This window comes from Runella zeae DSM 19591 (genome assembly GCF_000423565.1).
Lineage (GTDB): Bacteria > Bacteroidota > Bacteroidia > Cytophagales > Spirosomataceae > Runella > Runella zeae.
The window spans coordinates 40,311-58,295 of record NZ_KE384041.1; the positions used below are offsets into that span (position 1 = coordinate 40,311).

The window sequence follows — 17,985 nt, forward strand, 5'->3', positions numbered from 1 at the left end:
TAAGAGTCAAAAAGCATGAAAGCTAATATACCAAAGTTAGAGACTGAGACTTATCATTGTATTTATAACCAAAGTATTAATGGCAAAGGGAGATAAACGCAGGCAGGGTTCAAACCCCGTCTGCGTTGTTGTAATGTTGTGACTTGAAAAGATAGAATACGTCCTAACGACAAAAAGTATGAAAGCTAATATACCAAAGTTAGAGACTGAGACTTATTATCATATTTATAATCGAGGTATCAATGGAGAAACTATTTTTAAGCAAGAATATAATTACAGTTATTTTCTTCAAAAATACGCGGATTATATTGAACCCATTGGCGAAACCTACGCTTATTGCTTATTAAAGAATCATTTTCATTTTTTGATAAAAACTCGTTCTGAAAATGAAATCGTAGCAAGGCTGGGCGCAAAAGATTTTGGACTTATCAATGACAGAGGCGCTTCTTTTTGTATCAGCAATCAATTTTCAAAACTTTTTAACGGCTACGCACAAGCCCTAAATAAAATAAATAATCGTAGAGGAGGGCTTTTTGAAGAGCCTTTTCGGAGAATTGTGGTAGATTCAGAAGCGTATTTTACAAGATTGATATGGTATATTCATCACAATCCCAGAAAACACAGATTAGTGAATGATTTTAGAATTTATCCTCATTCTTCTTATCGAAGTATATTGAGTAATGCGCCTACAAAGCTCAAGAGAGATTATGTATTAGAATGGTTTGGAGGAAAAGAAGCCTATCAGTTATTTCATCAAAGCCAAATAGATGAAAATGCAATAAAGCATTTGATAACAGAGTATGAATAAACGCAGGTAATAACGCAGGCAGGATTTTGAACCCTGCCTGCGTTACCCAAAAACCTCCTGCGTTTATCTAAGTCGTTTTTAATACCCAAAAATTTCTTCTAAAGAAAGCTTTTTGACGGTACCATACTTGGTTAAGTCGCTTTCTTTGACTCTTTTCTCAGAGGCTACTATACAATAAGTATAAGGCTTGTTTGCCAAATTTGTATCAGCAAATTGCTTTAAGTCTTTGAAAGTCAGTTTGTCTATTTGGTCATAGATGAGTTTTCGTTCATCGTTACTTATCCCTTTTTCTTGCGCACTGAGATAGTTATAGATGATGCCGTCTTGCAAAATACGGTCGGTTTGCAAGGTTTTCTTCATGTTTATTTTAGCCGTTTCGAGCGATTTCTCTGATTCTGGCAGTTGATTGAGCAATTCGTTCATTCCCGCAATCGCCTCATTGAGCTTATCGGCTTGGCTACCAATATAGCCGGTGAGAGTATATTTTTGGCCTTTTTTCTGAGGAGTACCATAATACCCATAAGTCGAGTAAGCTAAGGCTTTGGATTCGCGAAGGGTTTGAAATACAATGGAAGCCATGCCACCGCCAAAATAGTTGTTAAATAGTTCGACAGTAGGAGCAAGTACTGGATTATACTGAGCGGTGTTGCGAATCCAAGAGATTTCGGCTTGTACCATGTCATAATCTGCAAAAAGCACTTGGGTGGCAGTTTGGTCAAGTTGTTTGAAATCTTTTTTGGCTGGAATCGCTTTGAATTTTGCTGCAAGTGGGTGGCTTGTTTTAATTTCTTGAGAAAGCACCGTCAAAGATAGAGGCCCATAATAAATGATTTGGTGGGGGAAATCAAACAAGCTATGTAGTACTTCAAGCAACTGTGCCGATGTAAGATTTTTTAATTCCTCATTTGTCAATTGATTATTATAAGGGTTTTGAGAACCATACTGAGCATAGCTCATCAGTCCTTGCATGATGGCACCTTTGTTGAGTTTTGCATCTGCACGGGCTTTGGCCAATCGCCCTTTTAGTTGCTCGAGTGCCTCGTCGTTGGGTTTACAATTTCGGATAAGATATTCTAATAACTTTACCCCCTTAGAAAAATTTTCCTGCAAACCAGAGAGCCGTACCGTGGTGTATTCGCCAGAAGAAGAGATACTATAATTACAGGCTAGATTAAAAAACTCTTTACTGATTTGTTCGGCATTGTATTTGTCGGTACTCAAAAATTGTAAATATTGGGTGGCAATCGGGAGCAATTTGCTATGATAAGTACCCATTGGAAAGCGATAGCCTAAACGAAAAAGCTCATTGTCAGTATTTTGGACATACAGAACTTCGGCACCCCCTATTTTACTTTTCTTAAAATCTTTTTGATAATCGAGCCATACGGGCTTGATTTCGTCCATTTGCATGGTGTTGACTTTTTGTAAAAAAGGAGACTGGGCTTCGCGATTGACCTCAACGGGCGTAATGTTAGGTTTATCGACTTTAACAATATTTTTGTCAGGGCCTTTGTGTTTGTAAACTACTGCATAATTGTCTTTAAAATAAGTATTGGCAAAGGCCATAATATCAGCTTTCGTCACGGCCGACATCGCGTCTAAGCGGCTCGAATAGTTGAGCCAATTGTTTCCCCCCGAACTAATAAATGCTTCGAGCAAGGGACTTACGCGGCTATAATTACTTTCGAGCTGCTGAATAGCATTACGTTTGTAGTTGTTTACAATAGAGCGAATAACCGATTCATCAAAGTCTCCTTTTTTGAGTTTTTCGACTTCTCCTAAGAGCAAATTCTTCACTTCATCCAAAGATTGTCCTTGTTTAGGGCGCCCGGATAAAATCCATACTGAATAGTCTTTGAGGTAATCGATAGTAGAGCTACCTCCTAAAATCTTCTGTTGTTTGTTGAGGTTGAGGTCGATGAGGCCCGCTCCGCTGTTAGACATCAATTCGTCGCAAATCGTCGAAACGGCCATTCCCTTTAAATCATTTACCATGGAAGGAAATCTAAAGCCAAGGCGTATGTTTTCGGGAGTTGGCCCGTACACCTCACGCACTTGGATACTCGTAAGTGGGGCTTCGGGAGCAGGATTGTATTCTTTGACGGGCTTGGGTTGCATGTATCCCAAGGCCGCATCTATTTTTTTGATGACCTCGTCAGGATTGAAATCCCCCGCAAAAATGACGGCCATATTGTTGGGTACATAATAATTGTTATAATAGTTACGAATCTCTACCAACGAGGGGTTTTTGAGGTGTTCGATAGTACCTATGGTAGTTTGTTGTCCATAATTATGAGTAGGAAACAGCGCTTCATAGAGCTTTTCTTGAACTTTCCAGGGGTCGTTGTCGAGTGAGCGGTTTTTTTCTTCATAAACAGCTTCTAGCTCCGTGTGAAAAATCCGTAATACAGGCTGACGAAAGCGTTCGGCCTGAACTGCTAAATAGCGGTCGATTGCATTGGCTGGAAGGTCTTCCATGTAGGCGGTTACTTCGTGAGAAGTGAAGGCGTTGGTGCCTTGCGCCCCCATCGACGACATCATTTTGTCGTATTCATTGGCTATTGCAAATTTGGCTGCTTGCCCTGACACGCGGTCTATTTCTGCATAGATTTTTTTGCGCTCAGTGGTGTCGGTAGTTTTGTTGTATTTCTCATAGAGCGCATCGATTTGGTCAAGTAAAGGTTTTTCTTTTTCCCAGTCCAATGTACCAAAACGATTTGTCCCTTTAAACAGCATATGCTCTAAATAATGCGCCAAACCAGTATTGGTACGCGGGTCGGTGTTGGAACCTGCACGAGTGGCGATAAAAGTGAAGATACGGGGCTCTTTTTTATTGACACTTAAGATGACGGTGAGGCCATTTTTAAGGGTATAAAAACGAGCTTGAAGTGGGTCATTGCTGACATACTTATATTCGTAGCCTCCTGCTGTGGCTGTTTGCCATTCATAAGCCTTGGATTGAGCCAGAGACTGAAACCAGAGCGCGGTCATGGACAGCGCAAAGAACACAAAAGTTTTCATGGATGATATGTTTGATAGAGAGGGGGAAATTAATATCCAATGCTCTAAATCCAAAACATCCGACTAAAAAAAGTCGAGGGGGGCAATTGCCCCCCTCGACTTCCACCTGTGCGTTCCTCAATTATAAAGAATGTAGACAATAATAGCCTTACATTCTCAGTATACCTGTACGCAAAAAGTTGCGATTACGTTGCGTGCAAGGTTAAAAAAACTCTAAAATCCTTATTTCGCTTGTTAAAAATCAAAAAATTAGTTTTTATATTTGTGCGCTATTGGTACTTTCTCTATTTCTCTCGACCGCGTTGCTGCGTATCTGTCATCCATCCGGAAGGAGTTTAAATCGAAAACCGTACGTAGCGCACCAAACGTTTTACAAATCAAAGCACAATGAACATTTATGTAGCAAACGTCCCGTTCAAAGCGAACGATGACGAATTACGCGAGTTATTCGAGGAATTTGGAGAAGTATCTTCGGCCCGTATCATCATGGACAAATTTACGGGTAAAAGCCGGGGTTTCGCATTTGTCGAGATGCCTAATGACGATGAGGCTCAACAAGCCATTTCACAATTGAACGATTTTGATTTTATGGGGAAAGTACTTGTCGTAAACGAAGCACGTCCACGCGAAGAGCGTCCTCGTACTGGTGGAGGATTTGGCGGTGGAAATCGTGACGGTGGAAACCGTGGCGGTGGCGGAGGTGGATTCCGTCGTGACAATGATTTCAAAAAGCGCTGGTAATCCTAAAAAATATGGATTTTGGTAACGGGGCGATTCTACGGAGTCGCCCCGTTTTTTTATGATAGGATATACCCCAAAAACATAAATGTGAGGGTAAATGATAAAAATTTAATCGTGATACAACCCCTTTGTCTGTTGTATCGTCTTTGTTGATGTACACCTTTAGATTCTTAAGTCTGGCATGTCTTTTCGACGATATATATACATGTTTTTTTTATTAGGAATAGCATCCTGCGATTCGGTGGTAGATAAAAGCACGGCGCCTCCCAATGATGACGGTGTGCCGCAGGCCGTGGTAGAGGTGATTAGGGTGTCTAATCCTGGCATGGCTGATGTGTTGCTATCGCGTGTAAGTAAAGATGTGTGGCAAGCAGATTTTCCGGTTGCTACTCACCGTAGCTTTATGTTGATTGACAATGAGGGCGAGATACTTTTTGAAAACAAGCTAGTCGGTAGCCCGCAAACATTGCCACAGGTCGTTAAAGATGAAGTGTATCGGATTGTTCCAGAGGGTTTTATAGAAGAGGTGGCGGTGGTTTTGCAAAACTCACAAACCAAAATAGGACACTTGGTAGAAGTAGAACAGAAAGATGGACAGCGTCGCCGCCTTCGCTTTAATGCCAACAATGCTTTGGAAAGTAATACTACTGATGATAGGGCTGGGAGGGTAACGGCGCTGTTTCTGACTACCGTAGAGCAGCTCAAAAACGATACTCGTATTCCTTCGGTTGTGAAGCAATTTTTTGAAACCCACAACTACGCAAGTGCCAATGTATCTATATACGTATATGAAGACAAAACGACGAGGGTTATTGTGACAAATACAGTACGCGACAAAAACTCATTGATTACGACTGAAATCCTGCTTGATGCCAACGGCCAAATAAAAGAATGGATAATGCCGCTCGAAAAAGAAATTGGATATGAGATAGCCACCCAAAACGAAACACCCTCTCGGCTCAGTGAAGAATTAGCCTCTCAAACAACCAACTGGACTTGGAACTATAGTGTTAGAGAAAAGCAATTTGGTAAAATAAACAAATGGAAAATGCGAGCCACAAATACGCTACAAGAGACTTTCTGGATGAGCTTAGATGTGCGAGCTAATCAACTATCGACTACTAAAGCAAGTTATATCACAGCCGCTGAACTTCCAGCCTCGGCTCGGCAATACATAGATTCTAAATGGAGCAATTGGCAATGGGCAAAAGGACGTAAATTGCAACTAATAGGTGAACCTAAACCCACAAAATATGTGGCTGAAATAAGGGTAAATGGAGAAGACAATGTGGTAGTTTTTGATGGAGAAGGGCAGTGGATATTTCAGTACAAAAAAATGTAAGTGGGGGTTTGTTTTGGGCACTTGTGATTATGGCAATCTTTGGTTTATTCGTTCATCAACTTTTACCAGCCTCCTACTCATTTTAGAAGTCCTTTGTTCATTAAAAAATACCTATCAATCCACTCATTTCAAATTATAAAATTTTGGCCGCTTCTGCAAAAGAAATAGAATTGGTAAAAGCTTGTCAGCGAAACGACCGTCAGGCCCAAAATGCCTTTTACAACCTGTATAAGGGGCGTTTGATGGGCGTCTGTCGTCGATATGCACGTACCCTAGCAGAGGCAGAAGATATTTTTCAAGAAGCTTTTATTAAGATTTTTCTCAATATTGGAGATCTCAAAAATGTAGAGTCCGTCGAATATTGGGTAAAATCGACGGTTATCCGCACGGCTATAGATTATTATCGTCAGCATCGTCGTGAAAACGAACAAGTTGATTATGAAACGATATTGGATGATTGGAGCGTATCTCCCCAAGTATATGATAAGCTCTCACAAGAGGAAATTTTGGAGATAATAAATGCCATGCCAAACGGCTATCGAATGGTGGCAAATATGTATTATATTGACGGATATACGCACCCCGAAATCGCTAAAATCCTTGGGATTGCGGAAGGCACCTCTAAGTCACAATTGGCAAGAGCTCGTGAAATTCTAAAACGAAAATTGAAAGCAGTAGGCCTTTGGTCAATAACGCTATAAACCAGTATGAATCAAGACGATGAGTTGAAGGATTTTTTGGGAGGAATATTCAAAAACTTTGAATCAGAACCTCGACCGGATGCTTGGGATACCATTGAAAAAGCCTTACCGAAGCATTCACATCACTCGCCCTGGTCAAAAACAATCATAGGCGTGTTGGTGGGAGTATTTTGTGCAGGAGTCTGTCATGCGCCCGTACAGAGTAAATGGGCGCAAATGAAACCTGATAACGCTACGGCGGTGTCGGTCGCTTTGACATCTAAGCAAACGCTTAAAAGTGATTTGTTTGTCCCACAAATCGCAAATCAGCAAGATATACAGCACATCAGAACTCAAGAGTTTAATCGCTTAAGCAAGAAAAGTAATGCTCCTGTTGGCGAAAAAGTTATGTCCGAACGTGAGGTAGAAGCTGTACAGGCTCCAGCCGCGGATGCTTCTCATCTTGAGACGACACCTATATCAGAGTCTACAAATACATCATTGGAGTTGCAGTCACTTGCTATTCATGGTATCGAAAATTCACCAGTCGAGTTGAAAACACCGATTGCCGTGCCTTCAAAAAGCCAACTTCCTAAATCGCTTTGGCTCTGGTCTGTAAGTGTGATGCCCTTAGCTACTTATCAACGCATGTATATTTTGCCGGAGGCAAGTGGTAAAATCGAACAAGTATATGCGGGAGAGGCACTCAATGGAAGTCGTACGGGCTTGAAGATTGGAACCGAACTGACCCTTCTCAGAAATCACAGCGCATGGCGGGTGGGGTTGAGTTATACCCAAATGCGACAGCAAACAGCCTATGCAGTAGCAACTAATGAATACACTCTTAGTACAAACACTACTCCCAATAAGCCGTTGGTGAGTCGTCAGATAGAGGAAGAAGTAGAAAATAAACAATTGCATTTATTGGGTATTAGAGTCGATAAGCAATTTAACTGGGGACTGCTTAGTAATAAACGTTATTTTATTGGCTTGGGAGCAGAAACCGCCGTGGATATGCTTAATGCCGAGCCTTATGTATGGGGACATGCTTCGATAGGGTTTCAGAAAATACTTACGCCACACTTACTGATGACGGTAGAGCCTACCGCTTCTTATAGTATTATCAGTAAGACCACCACGAGTGGTTTACTAAAAGTTAACCCTTACAATTTTGGATTAAAAATCAGTGTTGGACTTATGCCATAAAACCTTACCAAAGCCATGAAAAAATTATGTATCATCTTATTGATGGGAGTAGTTGTCTTGCCCTCTTGGGCACAATTGGGATATCAGACAGTATGGGAAAAACCATATGGGAGTAATGTAGTATGCGAACGACCAGATGGATATTGGTATCCTAATAGTTATTTAACTCCTGACGGTTCGACTGTATTAGAGATTCCGTTTAGAAAATGTGTCCCTAAGTGTAGTACTACTGTTTTATATCGTGTCATAGGAAGAGATAGTACCTTTAAGGCGGAAGTAAACTATACACGCAATGGAGAGTACGCTAACTTCATCAATAATAGTTTTGTACAGGGAGTATATTATGAAGAGCCACAAAACACTAAATACTCAAATATAATTTATGATGAAAACTATACCTACAAAGTGGAGATAGAGACACCTTCTTCATTCAACTTTATTCAGAGCGTGAGTAAGATACCTTCTGGTGGAATGCTAGTTGCGTCTTCTATCCCCAATATTTTAAGGCGTTTTGATACAGCAGGCAAAGTGGTTTGGGAATATGCCATAAGGCCCTCGTACTATCGCTATCCAGATGAAACTGATTTTAATAGAACGACCTCGTCGGGGCGGCTGCTGCATCACAATGGTGTCTCGGCTTATATTACCACCCTTGAAGTGAGAAATCGTGCTAATTTTTCGGAGCTTATTTCTTCTTCTAAGCAATTGGTAATAGTGGATGTAGATGGTCGAGAAAAATCAAAAACTGATATGGGGCAAACTTTAAGTAGCTCTAGATTGATAGGAGTTGACAACGCAAACAACTGGGTTGTATTTAGTGATAATATGATCACCAAGTGGGATGACCAAGGGCGTAAAATAAACCAGATACCGATTACTTTACCAGAATATTTTATTGGAGACCTCAATTTTCAAAGTACACCTGATGGGGGATTTGTGCTTTATAACCCTAAACAAGTAAATGGAAAAATAGCAAAGTATAGTTCAACAGGAGCTTTGATGTGGTCTGTAGGAGAAGGGAGTACTTTGAATTTTGTCGATAGAATTAAAGTATTGCCTTCTGGGCGTATTGTAGGATATAGTCGTTTCTCTGCTTCTTTTCTCTTGGCAGAAGATGGTACTTTTCTTTTAAAAGACGGAAATCTGGTTTGGGCAGCGGATGGAGGCTTTTATTGGATAAACAATGAAAAATTGTATGCCTTTACACCGGCTGGGCAAATCGCATGGTCTATCCCTAATCAACCTGGATTGCTTAGTCTTGATGAAGACGGAGGTATTTTAGTGACTCAGACTATAAGAACCACTAATCCCAATGCCGCAGAATTTCTCAGATTGGTGGATTGGGGGTTTACTCACACCTTTAAGCTGGTTAAATATACTAAATCAGGAAAAAAAGCCTGGGAGTTGCCCATCAATTTGCCAGTATCTGACCCCAACCAGCAAGTTAATTTTGTAGGTAGTGCATTGCCCTCTAAAAATGGAGGATATGTGATACCGCAAACTTTGGTTTCTGTGTTACCTAATCCTCATATAGGTAAACAAGAAAATTTTTCTTATCAAACTCTCTTAACGAAGGTTACTGGCCCCTGTTATAAAAAATTGGATGCAGTTTTGAAGACTAAGGCTACAACCGTATGCGAAGACCAAAAATTTGAATTGGTCTCCAATACCGATTCTTTGGGGCTTCTGAAGTATCAATGGCAGCGCAATTCCCAACCACTCGCCACTACTAAGCAACAGACTTTTGAAGCCACTGGGGGAGGTACGTATAGAGTGGTAGTATCGGATTCGGTGTGTGGTACTAGTTTTACTTCTCCTCAAGTTGAGGTGACAAATCGAACGATTCCGACACCTAATGTGACTATAAACGGACCTACTGATTTTTGTGAAGGTAGTAGTACCACTTCTCTTTCTCTCGCATTACACAGCCCTACTTTGAAATACCAATGGCTTAAAAATGGCCTTCCACTTCAAGGAAGTTTTCAAAACAATCTTACCATAACCAGCACAGGTACCTATCAAGTGGAATCGGTCGATACTACTTGTAGGGCGAGTGCCCGCTCTATAGGCGTACCTATCAATGTGCGACCTTTACCTGAAGCCTCCATAAGCACCGAGTCTGTAGGCATAGTCTATGCACCTTTCAAAGTGCTTTTAAAAGCCAATCAAGGTACCGACCTTAGCTATCAGTGGATGAAGCAAGGAACAGAGATAGGAGGAGCAACGGCGTCGTCTTTGGACGTAGGCGAAAGTGGGAGTTATAGTGTTCGGGTTACGAAATCTGGATGTTCGCGGACTTCGCAGTCATTGGAGGTTACGATACTACAGCCCTTGAGTATAGCACCAGAGCTAGAAAAAGAAATAAAGTTGTACCCAAATCCCAATCGTGGGGTGTTTGTAGTGGAGTTGCCAGAAGACTGGACAAATGCTGAGTTGGTGGTCTATGATTCAGCGGGAAGGCGAGTAGGTTTTGAAAGAGTATCTTCGCAGCTCCAAATTCAAGGAATGGGTGGCAGCTATTGGCTCAAAATACAGCATCAAGACAAAAGTACAACCAAGCAATTTAGTGTAGTGCCTTGAGTTAATTTGCAGTATTTCTCCTGTCGAGGTTTTTAGGCTCGGCAGGAGAAATTAAATGAGAGTCAATGTTCATCCAAAACCGATTTGTTGGCCATTATTTCTTCATAAGCACCGTCCCAAAGCTCAATTCTTTTTTCTAATGATTTTACCACCGCTTCTTGGGCTTCGTTCCAGTATTGTTCGTTGACGTTGCAAAGTTGCTGGGTCATTTCTAGGGCTAAGTGGCTATGATGATCTCCATCTACTTCGATGTGTCTTTCTAGGTAATATTTAAAAATGGAAATTTGTGAAGGAAAATGGGCGTGCAAATCATTGATAATAGAAACAAACATGTTCGGGATTAGGTCTTCCCTGCCAAAAGTAAATACCGCAGCCTGTATGTAAGGTTTTTGGCTATCTATGACTTCAAATGTATTTTCTACAAAATTAACGGCAGCGATAGGAGTTTGAGCGACTGCAAAAGCATTTTTCAAGTTATGGTTTTGCAAAAGATGCTCAAGAAAAGCAGTGATTTCAGCTGTGTTGGCTCCGGCTTGTTGCATGGCATCCAAATAAAGCTCAAAATGGCTTTTACGATTTCCGTCCATGTCTACATCAGATTCTTCTCCTACCACAATCTCATTGATAAGATAACGAGTCGCTGCCGATCCTTTGGGGTACCACGGTATGCTTATGCAAGTAAGATTGTTTTGAAGCGTTTTCAACAACGACATAAAATCCCAGACGGCATAGACGTGGTATTGCATAAAAACGCGTAAATCCTCGATTGTTTCGATTACAGAATACACCCGATGATTTACGATTTGTTGTCTAAGTGGCTCAATGTGTGCATTGATTGTTTGGATATGATTCATTCGAATTATTATGAAAAAATACAAAAAAATACTTACCCTTTAAGTACGATTAAAACGTCAAAAAGGTTTTGAAAAATTAGTATTTTGTAAATGAATTCAGGCGCACTAGTCAAATTTGGCTCCTACGGGAGGGCGATATTCTTCAAACGGAATTTTGAGTAAACTGCCCAATTCGTCGTTTTCTTCGGGTTTCATGTGGGTATCAATGCCATAGGTAAGTTGAGAAGGCTCTAATTTGGTAAAGGTCCCAAAAATCCGATCCCAAATAGAAAAAATATTGCCGTAATTGGAGTCAGTATAAGGTAATACATAATGGTGGTGAACATGGTGCATATTGGGAGTCACAATCACCCAGCTCAGTATCTTATCAGCCCAAGATGGAAGGTGGATATTGGCGTGATTAAACTGCGACAAGGCCACCGAAAGTGCTTGGTACATCATTACTAACCACATAGGCGCTCCTGCCACAAATACCGCCATAGTAGTAAATATAAATCTAAAAACACTTTCGCCGGGATGGTGACGGTTGGCGGTTGTTGTGTCTACTTGTGTATCGGTGTGGTGAATAAGATGAAAACGCCACATCCACCGTACTTTGTGTTCAGTCCAGTGAATAAACCATGCCCCAATCAAGTCAAGAACCAGTAATCCAATTACCGCAAATGCCCATAAAGGGAGTGGAGGAAGCCATTGTAACAAGCCAAAACGGTGCGCTACCGCCCAATCGCTGGCTTTAAGCAAAATAAATGCAAGAGCAAAATTGATAATGATAGTAGTGATTGTAAAAAAAATATTAATTCCGGCGTGCCGCCATTTATTATACCTAAACCTAAATAGAGGTACCCCGCTTTCAAGAAGCCAAAAAAATGTAATTCCACTGACCAAAATAGCCGAACGGTGTGATGAAGGTATGGTTTCAAAATATCGAACAATCGCTTCCATGTGCTTGAAAAATATGGTTTTTATGTAACAAAAATAATATTTTTTAGTACAAAAAAATACTTGAGCACTTTCTAAGCCTAAGGAAACAATGGAGGGTGAGGTGATTAAATTTAAAATGCCTTAAAAGTGGCACAACTTTTTAGCGCATTATGATAGGGATTTTTTACTTTAAGATAAAATTACCTAACATTACCTAACATTACCAACAACTTATTCTCCAAGATTTTATCTGTATGAAACTAACTAATCAAACTGCAATTATTACAGGCTCCAGTTCGGGCATTGGAAAAGCCATCGCTATTGCGTTTGGGCAAGAAGGTGCCAATGTTGTAGTCAATTACAACAGTAGCCGCGAAAAAGCCCTTGAGGTAGTCAAACAAATCAAAGCCGAAGGAGGGGATGCGATTGCGGTCAAGGCAAATGTGGGAAAAGAAGCGGATGTCCTCAAAATGTTTGAAAAAGCGGTTGCTGTGTTTGGGCAAATAGATATTGTGGTAGCCAACAGCGGCATTCAAAACGATGCTACTTTCATGGAAATGACGCTTGAGCAGTGGGAAAATGTGATTAATATCAACTTGACAGGGCAATTTTTGTGCGCAAGGGAAGCAGCTAAGCATTTTGTGGCGCAAGCCAAAGGGCAAACACCCGTGCGAGCTATCGGAAAAATCATTTGCATGAGCTCCGTGCATGACATGATTCCGTGGGCAGGACACGTCAATTATGCCGCTTCTAAAGGAGGTGTTTTGATGTTTATGAAATCAATAGCCCAAGAACTTGCCCCACTCAAAATCAGGGTCAACGCCATCAGCCCAGGGGCGATTCAGACCCCTATCAACAAAAGTGTGTGGTCGTCGGAGCAAAACATGAAAGATTTGATGAATTTGATTCCTTATCGACGAATCGGCCAACCAGAAGATGTAGCCAAAGCGGCGGTTTGGCTTGCCTCTGACGATTCGGATTATATTACGGGCGAAACCCTCTACGTAGACGGAGGAATGATGCTCTATCCCGAGTTTTCGGACAATGGGTAAAATAACAATAACCCTGCCGATATTCCGAACATCGGCAGGGTTTCGCTATCAGAAAGCTAATGTTTGTTTGAGACGATTGCTTTCCAGTGCCAATTCAATCACGCGAGTGGTATTACGGGCTTGTTGGGGTGTTACTTCTATGGCTTCTCCTTTGGCAATAGCCGCATAAAGGTTGTCATAAAAAGGCATGTAGTTGCCAGCCATGCTAGGGATAGTTTCGGGGCCGTTTTGGGTATACAAGGTTCCCCACTGATTTTGAGGCTCTTCGCCCCAAGGTTGGGTATCTGGTAAGATATTTTTGCGAAGGGTATCTTCTTGAATATCAAGCCCATATTTTATAAAACTTCCCGTACTTCCATGAATCAAATACCGAAGACTGTTTTCAAAGACCATCAAACTTGCCTTCAAAATCACCGTTTTGTCGGCATAAGCTAGTCGTATATCAAAATAGTCGTCAGTTTCACCACCTTCTCTGATGATTTTAATGGTAGCCGTTACGGATTCAGGAGGCCCAAATAGCACAAGCGCTTGGTCGATGATATGTGGGCCCAAGTTGTAAAGATTGCCCGCACCCGCAGCAGCTACTTCTTTCCAAGTGCCTTGGGCGATTTCGGGGCGATAGCGGTCATAATGCCCTTCATATTCGACGATATTGCCTAGTTTTCCTTCTTTGAGAAGTGCTTGAATCGTCAAAAAGTCGGCATCCCAACGACGATTTTGATAGGCTGTCACCACTAATTTTTTTTCTTTAGCTAAAGCAATCAACACATCTGCTTCGGCAGTTGTATTGGCAAAAGGCTTTTCAATCACTACGTGCTTTCCTGCTTCTAAAGCTGCTTTGGCATAAGGAAAGTGAAGGTGGTTGGGGGTACAGATAAAAACGACATCAATCTTGGCATCGGCCAGAAGCTCTTCTGCGCTTTGTACCACTTCTACGGTGGCATCAAAATCATGCACTGAGCTACTGTTGCTAGTGACTACTTTGGTAAGTTTAAAGCCAGGATTAACTTTTAAAAAAGGAGCATGGAAGTAGCGTCCAGAGAGTCCGAAACCAATAAGTCCGACGTTTAAAACCTTTTCTAGTTCTGATTGCATAAATAAAATGTGGGTATTAATAAAAGTTGTGTTATGCCTCCAATATATAAAAAGTGCACTTCTTACTTCCTAACCAAAAAACATAAAGAAGCAAGACAAAGCTACCAAACGAAGAAAGAATCTAATAAAAGTTACTGCTTGTGGAGTTGTTTTTTTGAGGGTTTTTCCAAAGTTCTTTCCGCACTTGTGCACTGCTGCCGTTTAGGGGGGATTTCAACTATGGGTAAAATGTCGTACCTTTGAGGACTAAAATTTAGAATATTTCAAAGAATGGGTTTCTTCCAAAAAAATTCTACTCTTTTTGCGCGTCTCGGCTACTTCATATCTTTTGTTGTTTTGTTTCTTCTAGCGTTGATAGGCCTAGAGTTTTTTGTAGGAAATGGAGACGGAATATGGTTTGATTATGATTTAAGGCTCATTGGTTTTAGGGTAGTAGCATGGGCAGTGGGATTGATTACTGCTTATTTGTTAATAAAAAATGGTCCTCCTCTTTTACAAAACATATTGGTTTCTTTGATTACGGTCATCGTAGTCATCGTAGGAGTTGAAAAGGTAGTAGGTTGGATCCATGATGCTCAGCAGGCACCTTCTTCGGGGACTCCTGCGCCTCAGTATGCAGGCCCTGCCTATGATTCTAGCTATGCTTTTGACGAGTTTTTAGGCCGAAAACCCATCCCTAATATGCGTTTTAGATGGCTCAAAACATTGGGCGGTAAACCTGTCATGGATATTGCCATGCACGCCGATTCATTATCAAGGCGCGTTACTCCTTTTGCTGATAGTACAAGCACAAACCGCAACAACTATGCTATTTTCTTTGGATGCTCCTTCACCTTTGGGGATGCTGTGGCTGACAACGAAACCATGACTTACTATTTTCAAAAAGATAATCCTAATTATCAAGCTTACAACTATGGTTTTTTTGGGTACTCACCTCGACATATGTTGGCGCGATTACAGCACCAAGACCTTACCAAGCAAGTGACCCAAAAACAAGGGATTGGCATCTATACTTATATTGAAGACCATGTCAATCGAGCCATTCCTTCCGCAGGGTGGATAGGTATGTATGACGGGTATTTTCCGGACGTTGATGAGTCGTCCTTACAAACTACAGGTGTCTACCGATTTGTACATCCACTTAAGTATCGTGTGGGGATGATGCTCTTTCATAGCAAAGTACGTCAGCATTTTGCGATGGATTTTCCCTTTGCTTATCGTCCTAAAGATTATGAACTGACCGCTAATATTATCAAGAAATCAGAGGAAGAGTTTAAAAAACAATTCAATAATGCGCCATTTTATGTCATTGTTTATCCCGATGTTTTGCACAAAGATTCGCCTATGGTGGAGCTTTTGAGAAAGAAAGGGCTTAAGGTGTTGGATTATCGAAAATTGTTTCCATTCCCTTCCAAAGAGTTTCAACTCCAACACGATGGACATCCTACCCCCGAAGCTCATCGCTTGTTGATGGAGCAGTTGACCAAAGACTTAAAAAAACAAGGTGTATTGGAAGGCTAATAACAGCCCAGAAGTATAGACCACCAAACATTTGATTTTGTAAATTACTGAATCGAAATGCCAAACCAAATGTACTCAATCACTCCTTTTGAGTTGGAGGATATCACTAGTGCCGCTCGTGAAGTAATAGCGCTTTGTAAAGAAGATAGTATTTGGTTGCTGGAAGGGGAAATGGGAGCCGGAAAAACCACCCTAGTTAAGGCTATTGGCAAAGTACTGGGTGTCGTAAATACCATTCAAAGTCCCACTTTTTCGATTGTAAATCAGTACCTTACTAGCGCTGGAGATACTATTTATCATTTTGATTGCTACCGCTTAAAATCTGCTGTTGAAGCTTTTGATATTGGAGTAGAAGAGTACTTGGATTCAGGTGCGTTGTGTTTGATCGAATGGCCCGACAAAATTGCCGACTTACTGCCCGCACGTTTCAAAAAGATTACAATTAAGGAAGTGGCGAACGGAAAAAGGGCAATTACAGTTACTGATAACGTTGACATCTAAAGTTTAAATGATTCTAAAAAAATGATGGGTTTTGGTGAATTGGCGAAAAAAACAGCCCTCTATCCACAAGAAGCTTTAGCACCCGTGAAAACGAGTCAGCGGAGCCTGTTGATTGGGCTTCCCAAAGAGGTTTCATTACAAGAAAACCGTATTGCGCTCACTCCCGAAGCGGTGGCAATTTTGGTTCGAAATGGTCACCAAGTAGTAGTAGAAAAAGGTGCTGGTGAAGGAGCACAGTTTTTTGATAACGAATACAGTGAAGCAGGTGCCCAAATCGTATATTCTCCCAACGAGGTTTTTAAAAGTGATTTGATTCTGAAAATCGAGCCAATCGTTGAGCAAGAATTTGTACACCTCAAAAATGGTCAGACGGTTATTTCAGCCTTAAACCTACCTACCCGTGATCGTTCGTATTTTGAGCATCTCAACGAAAAGCAAATCACGGCTGTGAGCTACGAATACATCGAAGATCCCGCAGGAGGGCAGCCTATCATACGCTCTTTGAGCGAGATTGCAGGTAGTACCGTTATGCTCATTGCGGCGGAGTATTTGAGTAGTGCCAATCAAGGAAAAGGTATTATTTTGGGAGGGATAACAGGCGTGCCTCCTACCAAAGTTGTGATCATAGGTGCTGGAACAGTGGCCGAATATGCCGCACGGACAGCTTTAGGACTAGGAGCCGAAATCAAGATTTTTGACCAACATATTTACCGCCTGCAACGTTTGAAGTACGCAATTGGCCAAAATATCTATACTTCGATTATTGAATCGGATACGCTTGCGGAGGCTATTCAGCGAGCCGACGTGGTAATAGGTGCTCTGCGCCCAAGCGACGGATTCAGCCCAAGTATCGTGACCGAAGAGATGGTGGCTCGGATGAGACCAAACTCGGTCATCATTGATGTGTCTATCGACCAAGGGGGCTGTATCGAAACTTCTCGCATCACTACTCACAAAGAACCAACCTATCGCCTTTATGATGTTATTCATTATTGTGTGCCAAACATCGCCTCAAGGGTAGCTCACACGGCTAGCACTGCCTTGAGCAATGTGTTTTTGCCGATGCTTTTGCGTACTGGTACTGCGGGCGGTATAGAAGAAATGATGTATGCCAATCGTTGGTTTAGCAAGGGGGTGTATGCTCACGGCGGTACGCTGACCAATCCAGTCATTGCCAAAAAATTCAGTATGCGTCACAAAGATTTGAGTCTTTTGCTAGCCGCAAGAATGTAAAGTTTTACTTCAACCTCAAAATCTATGATAAACCATAGTAACGAAAATACATTGATGGATGATGCCAACTCGCCCGAAGTTAACAAACGACTTTTAGGCTTGATTTCACAAGATTTTGTGAAGGTATCTGACCAACTCAAAGAAGCGTCATATCAAATCCGTAAAAGAGGATTTTCTGAGCATCCTATTTTTGTAGCTGTTCAGAAAGAGATTGACTTGGGTATATTATTAATCAATAAGACCGAACTCGAAAACGAATGGGCTTATCGAGCATCCTATATTGATGAGTTTATTCAACGAGGGCTAGTAGGCTTAGAATCAGTAGAGTTGTTCAAAGAAAATTACCGTCATCCAGACGAGTTTTGCTGCTTGTTTGTTGTCCAAAACGATTTCGCTGGTTTTGTCTTTATTCCTTTTCCGGAAGATTAGT

General features: G+C 41.3%; 15 protein-coding genes. 11 read left to right on the forward strand and 4 right to left on the reverse strand.

Features of this window, described 5'->3' with window-relative positions; translation table 11 throughout:
• Positions 1-178 precede the first annotated feature (178 nt).
• Positions 179-808, forward strand: a complete 630-nt coding sequence (locus tag G563_RS0127195; protein WP_028668113.1) for a hypothetical protein — start codon at positions 179-181, stop codon at positions 806-808.
• A 78-nt stretch (positions 809-886) separates the two neighbouring features.
• On the opposite strand, the gene G563_RS0127200 is transcribed toward G563_RS0127195, so the two are convergent.
• Positions 887-3,829 carry a M16 family metallopeptidase gene (locus tag G563_RS0127200; protein ID WP_028668114.1) on the reverse strand — a complete coding sequence of 981 codons (2,943 nt, stop codon included), beginning with the start codon at positions 3,827-3,829 and terminating at the stop codon, positions 887-889.
• Positions 3,830-4,216: 387 nt separating this feature from the next.
• On the opposite strand from G563_RS0127200, the gene rbp reads away from it, so the two are divergent.
• From rbp to G563_RS0127225, 5 genes are all read left to right on the forward strand, one after another.
• Positions 4,217-4,570: an RNA-binding regulator gene (gene rbp / locus G563_RS0127205; protein WP_028668115.1), complete on the forward strand. Its 354-nt coding sequence runs from the start codon at positions 4,217-4,219 to the stop codon at positions 4,568-4,570.
• Between the two features lie 205 nt (positions 4,571-4,775).
• Positions 4,776-5,912, forward strand: a complete 1,137-nt coding sequence (locus tag G563_RS0127210) for a hypothetical protein (protein ID WP_028668116.1) — start codon at positions 4,776-4,778, stop codon at positions 5,910-5,912.
• 143 nt (positions 5,913-6,055) lie between these two features.
• Complete coding sequence (locus G563_RS0127215) at positions 6,056-6,613, forward strand: RNA polymerase sigma factor (RefSeq protein WP_229598577.1); 558 nt, start codon at positions 6,056-6,058, stop codon at positions 6,611-6,613.
• Positions 6,614-6,619: 6 nt separating this feature from the next.
• A complete protein-coding gene (locus tag G563_RS0127220; RefSeq protein WP_028668118.1) occupies positions 6,620-7,798 on the forward strand; it encodes a hypothetical protein in 1,179 nt (392 codons plus the stop codon).
• 15 nt (positions 7,799-7,813) lie between these two features.
• Entirely contained in the window at positions 7,814-10,378 is a 2,565-nt protein-coding gene (locus tag G563_RS0127225) for a T9SS type A sorting domain-containing protein (RefSeq protein ID WP_028668119.1), read from the forward strand.
• A gap of 62 nt (positions 10,379-10,440) precedes the next feature.
• Here the strand turns inward: G563_RS0127225 and G563_RS0127230 are convergent, their stop codons facing one another.
• Positions 10,441-11,232, reverse strand: coding sequence for a DUF3050 domain-containing protein (locus tag G563_RS0127230; RefSeq protein ID WP_028668120.1), 792 nt, complete (start codon positions 11,230-11,232; stop codon positions 10,441-10,443).
• A 105-nt stretch (positions 11,233-11,337) separates the two neighbouring features.
• Complete coding sequence (locus tag G563_RS0127235; RefSeq protein ID WP_028668121.1) at positions 11,338-12,174, reverse strand: sterol desaturase family protein; 837 nt, start codon at positions 12,172-12,174, stop codon at positions 11,338-11,340.
• A 233-nt stretch (positions 12,175-12,407) separates the two neighbouring features.
• Here G563_RS0127235 and G563_RS0127240 point away from each other — a divergent pair, with 233 nt between their 5' ends.
• The gene (locus G563_RS0127240; protein ID WP_028668122.1) at positions 12,408-13,205 is read left to right on the forward strand and encodes an SDR family oxidoreductase; all 798 of its coding nucleotides are present in this window, start codon (positions 12,408-12,410) and stop codon (positions 13,203-13,205) included.
• A 48-nt stretch (positions 13,206-13,253) separates the two neighbouring features.
• Here G563_RS0127240 and G563_RS0127245 read toward each other — a convergent pair whose 3' ends face one another.
• On the reverse strand, positions 13,254-14,300 hold the full coding sequence (locus tag G563_RS0127245) for an oxidoreductase (RefSeq protein WP_037328364.1): 1,047 nt from the start codon (positions 14,298-14,300) through the stop codon (positions 13,254-13,256).
• A 270-nt stretch (positions 14,301-14,570) separates the two neighbouring features.
• On the opposite strand from G563_RS0127245, the gene G563_RS0127250 reads away from it, so the two are divergent.
• From G563_RS0127250 to G563_RS0127265, 4 genes are all read left to right on the forward strand, one after another.
• Entirely contained in the window at positions 14,571-15,821 is a 1,251-nt protein-coding gene (locus tag G563_RS0127250; RefSeq protein WP_028668124.1) for a hypothetical protein, read from the forward strand.
• 69 nt (positions 15,822-15,890) lie between these two features.
• Positions 15,891-16,322: a tRNA (adenosine(37)-N6)-threonylcarbamoyltransferase complex ATPase subunit type 1 TsaE gene (gene tsaE / locus G563_RS0127255; protein ID WP_028668125.1), complete on the forward strand. Its 432-nt coding sequence runs from the start codon at positions 15,891-15,893 to the stop codon at positions 16,320-16,322.
• Positions 16,323-16,343: 21 nt separating this feature from the next.
• On the forward strand, positions 16,344-17,555 hold the full coding sequence (locus tag G563_RS0127260; protein WP_028668126.1) for an alanine dehydrogenase: 1,212 nt from the start codon (positions 16,344-16,346) through the stop codon (positions 17,553-17,555).
• Positions 17,556-17,579: 24 nt separating this feature from the next.
• Positions 17,580-17,984 carry a hypothetical protein gene (locus tag G563_RS0127265; protein ID WP_028668127.1) on the forward strand — a complete coding sequence of 135 codons (405 nt, stop codon included), beginning with the start codon at positions 17,580-17,582 and terminating at the stop codon, positions 17,982-17,984.
• The last annotated feature ends 1 nt before the right edge of the window (position 17,985 follow it).

What these genes read in the sequence shown, in the direction of transcription:
- G563_RS0127195 (WP_028668113.1), top strand. Translation starts at nt 179, where the DNA reads ATGAAAGCTAATATACCAAAGTTAGAGACTGAGACTTATTATCATATT.
- G563_RS0127200 (WP_028668114.1), bottom strand. Translation starts at nt 3,829, where the DNA reads ATGAAAACTTTTGTGTTCTTTGCGCTGTCCATGACCGCGCTCTGGTTT.
- rbp (WP_028668115.1), top strand. Translation starts at nt 4,217, where the DNA reads ATGAACATTTATGTAGCAAACGTCCCGTTCAAAGCGAACGATGACGAA.
- G563_RS0127210 (WP_028668116.1), top strand. Translation starts at nt 4,776, where the DNA reads ATGTTTTTTTTATTAGGAATAGCATCCTGCGATTCGGTGGTAGATAAA.
- G563_RS0127220 (WP_028668118.1), top strand. Translation starts at nt 6,620, where the DNA reads ATGAATCAAGACGATGAGTTGAAGGATTTTTTGGGAGGAATATTCAAA.
- G563_RS0127225 (WP_028668119.1), top strand. Translation starts at nt 7,814, where the DNA reads ATGAAAAAATTATGTATCATCTTATTGATGGGAGTAGTTGTCTTGCCC.
- G563_RS0127230 (WP_028668120.1), bottom strand. Translation starts at nt 11,232, where the DNA reads ATGAATCATATCCAAACAATCAATGCACACATTGAGCCACTTAGACAA.
- G563_RS0127235 (WP_028668121.1), bottom strand. Translation starts at nt 12,174, where the DNA reads ATGGAAGCGATTGTTCGATATTTTGAAACCATACCTTCATCACACCGT.
- G563_RS0127240 (WP_028668122.1), top strand. Translation starts at nt 12,408, where the DNA reads ATGAAACTAACTAATCAAACTGCAATTATTACAGGCTCCAGTTCGGGC.
- G563_RS0127245 (WP_037328364.1), bottom strand. Translation starts at nt 14,300, where the DNA reads ATGCAATCAGAACTAGAAAAGGTTTTAAACGTCGGACTTATTGGTTTC.
- G563_RS0127250 (WP_028668124.1), top strand. Translation starts at nt 14,571, where the DNA reads ATGGGTTTCTTCCAAAAAAATTCTACTCTTTTTGCGCGTCTCGGCTAC.
- tsaE (WP_028668125.1), top strand. Translation starts at nt 15,891, where the DNA reads ATGTACTCAATCACTCCTTTTGAGTTGGAGGATATCACTAGTGCCGCT.
- G563_RS0127260 (WP_028668126.1), top strand. Translation starts at nt 16,344, where the DNA reads ATGATGGGTTTTGGTGAATTGGCGAAAAAAACAGCCCTCTATCCACAA.
- G563_RS0127265 (WP_028668127.1), top strand. Translation starts at nt 17,580, where the DNA reads ATGATAAACCATAGTAACGAAAATACATTGATGGATGATGCCAACTCG.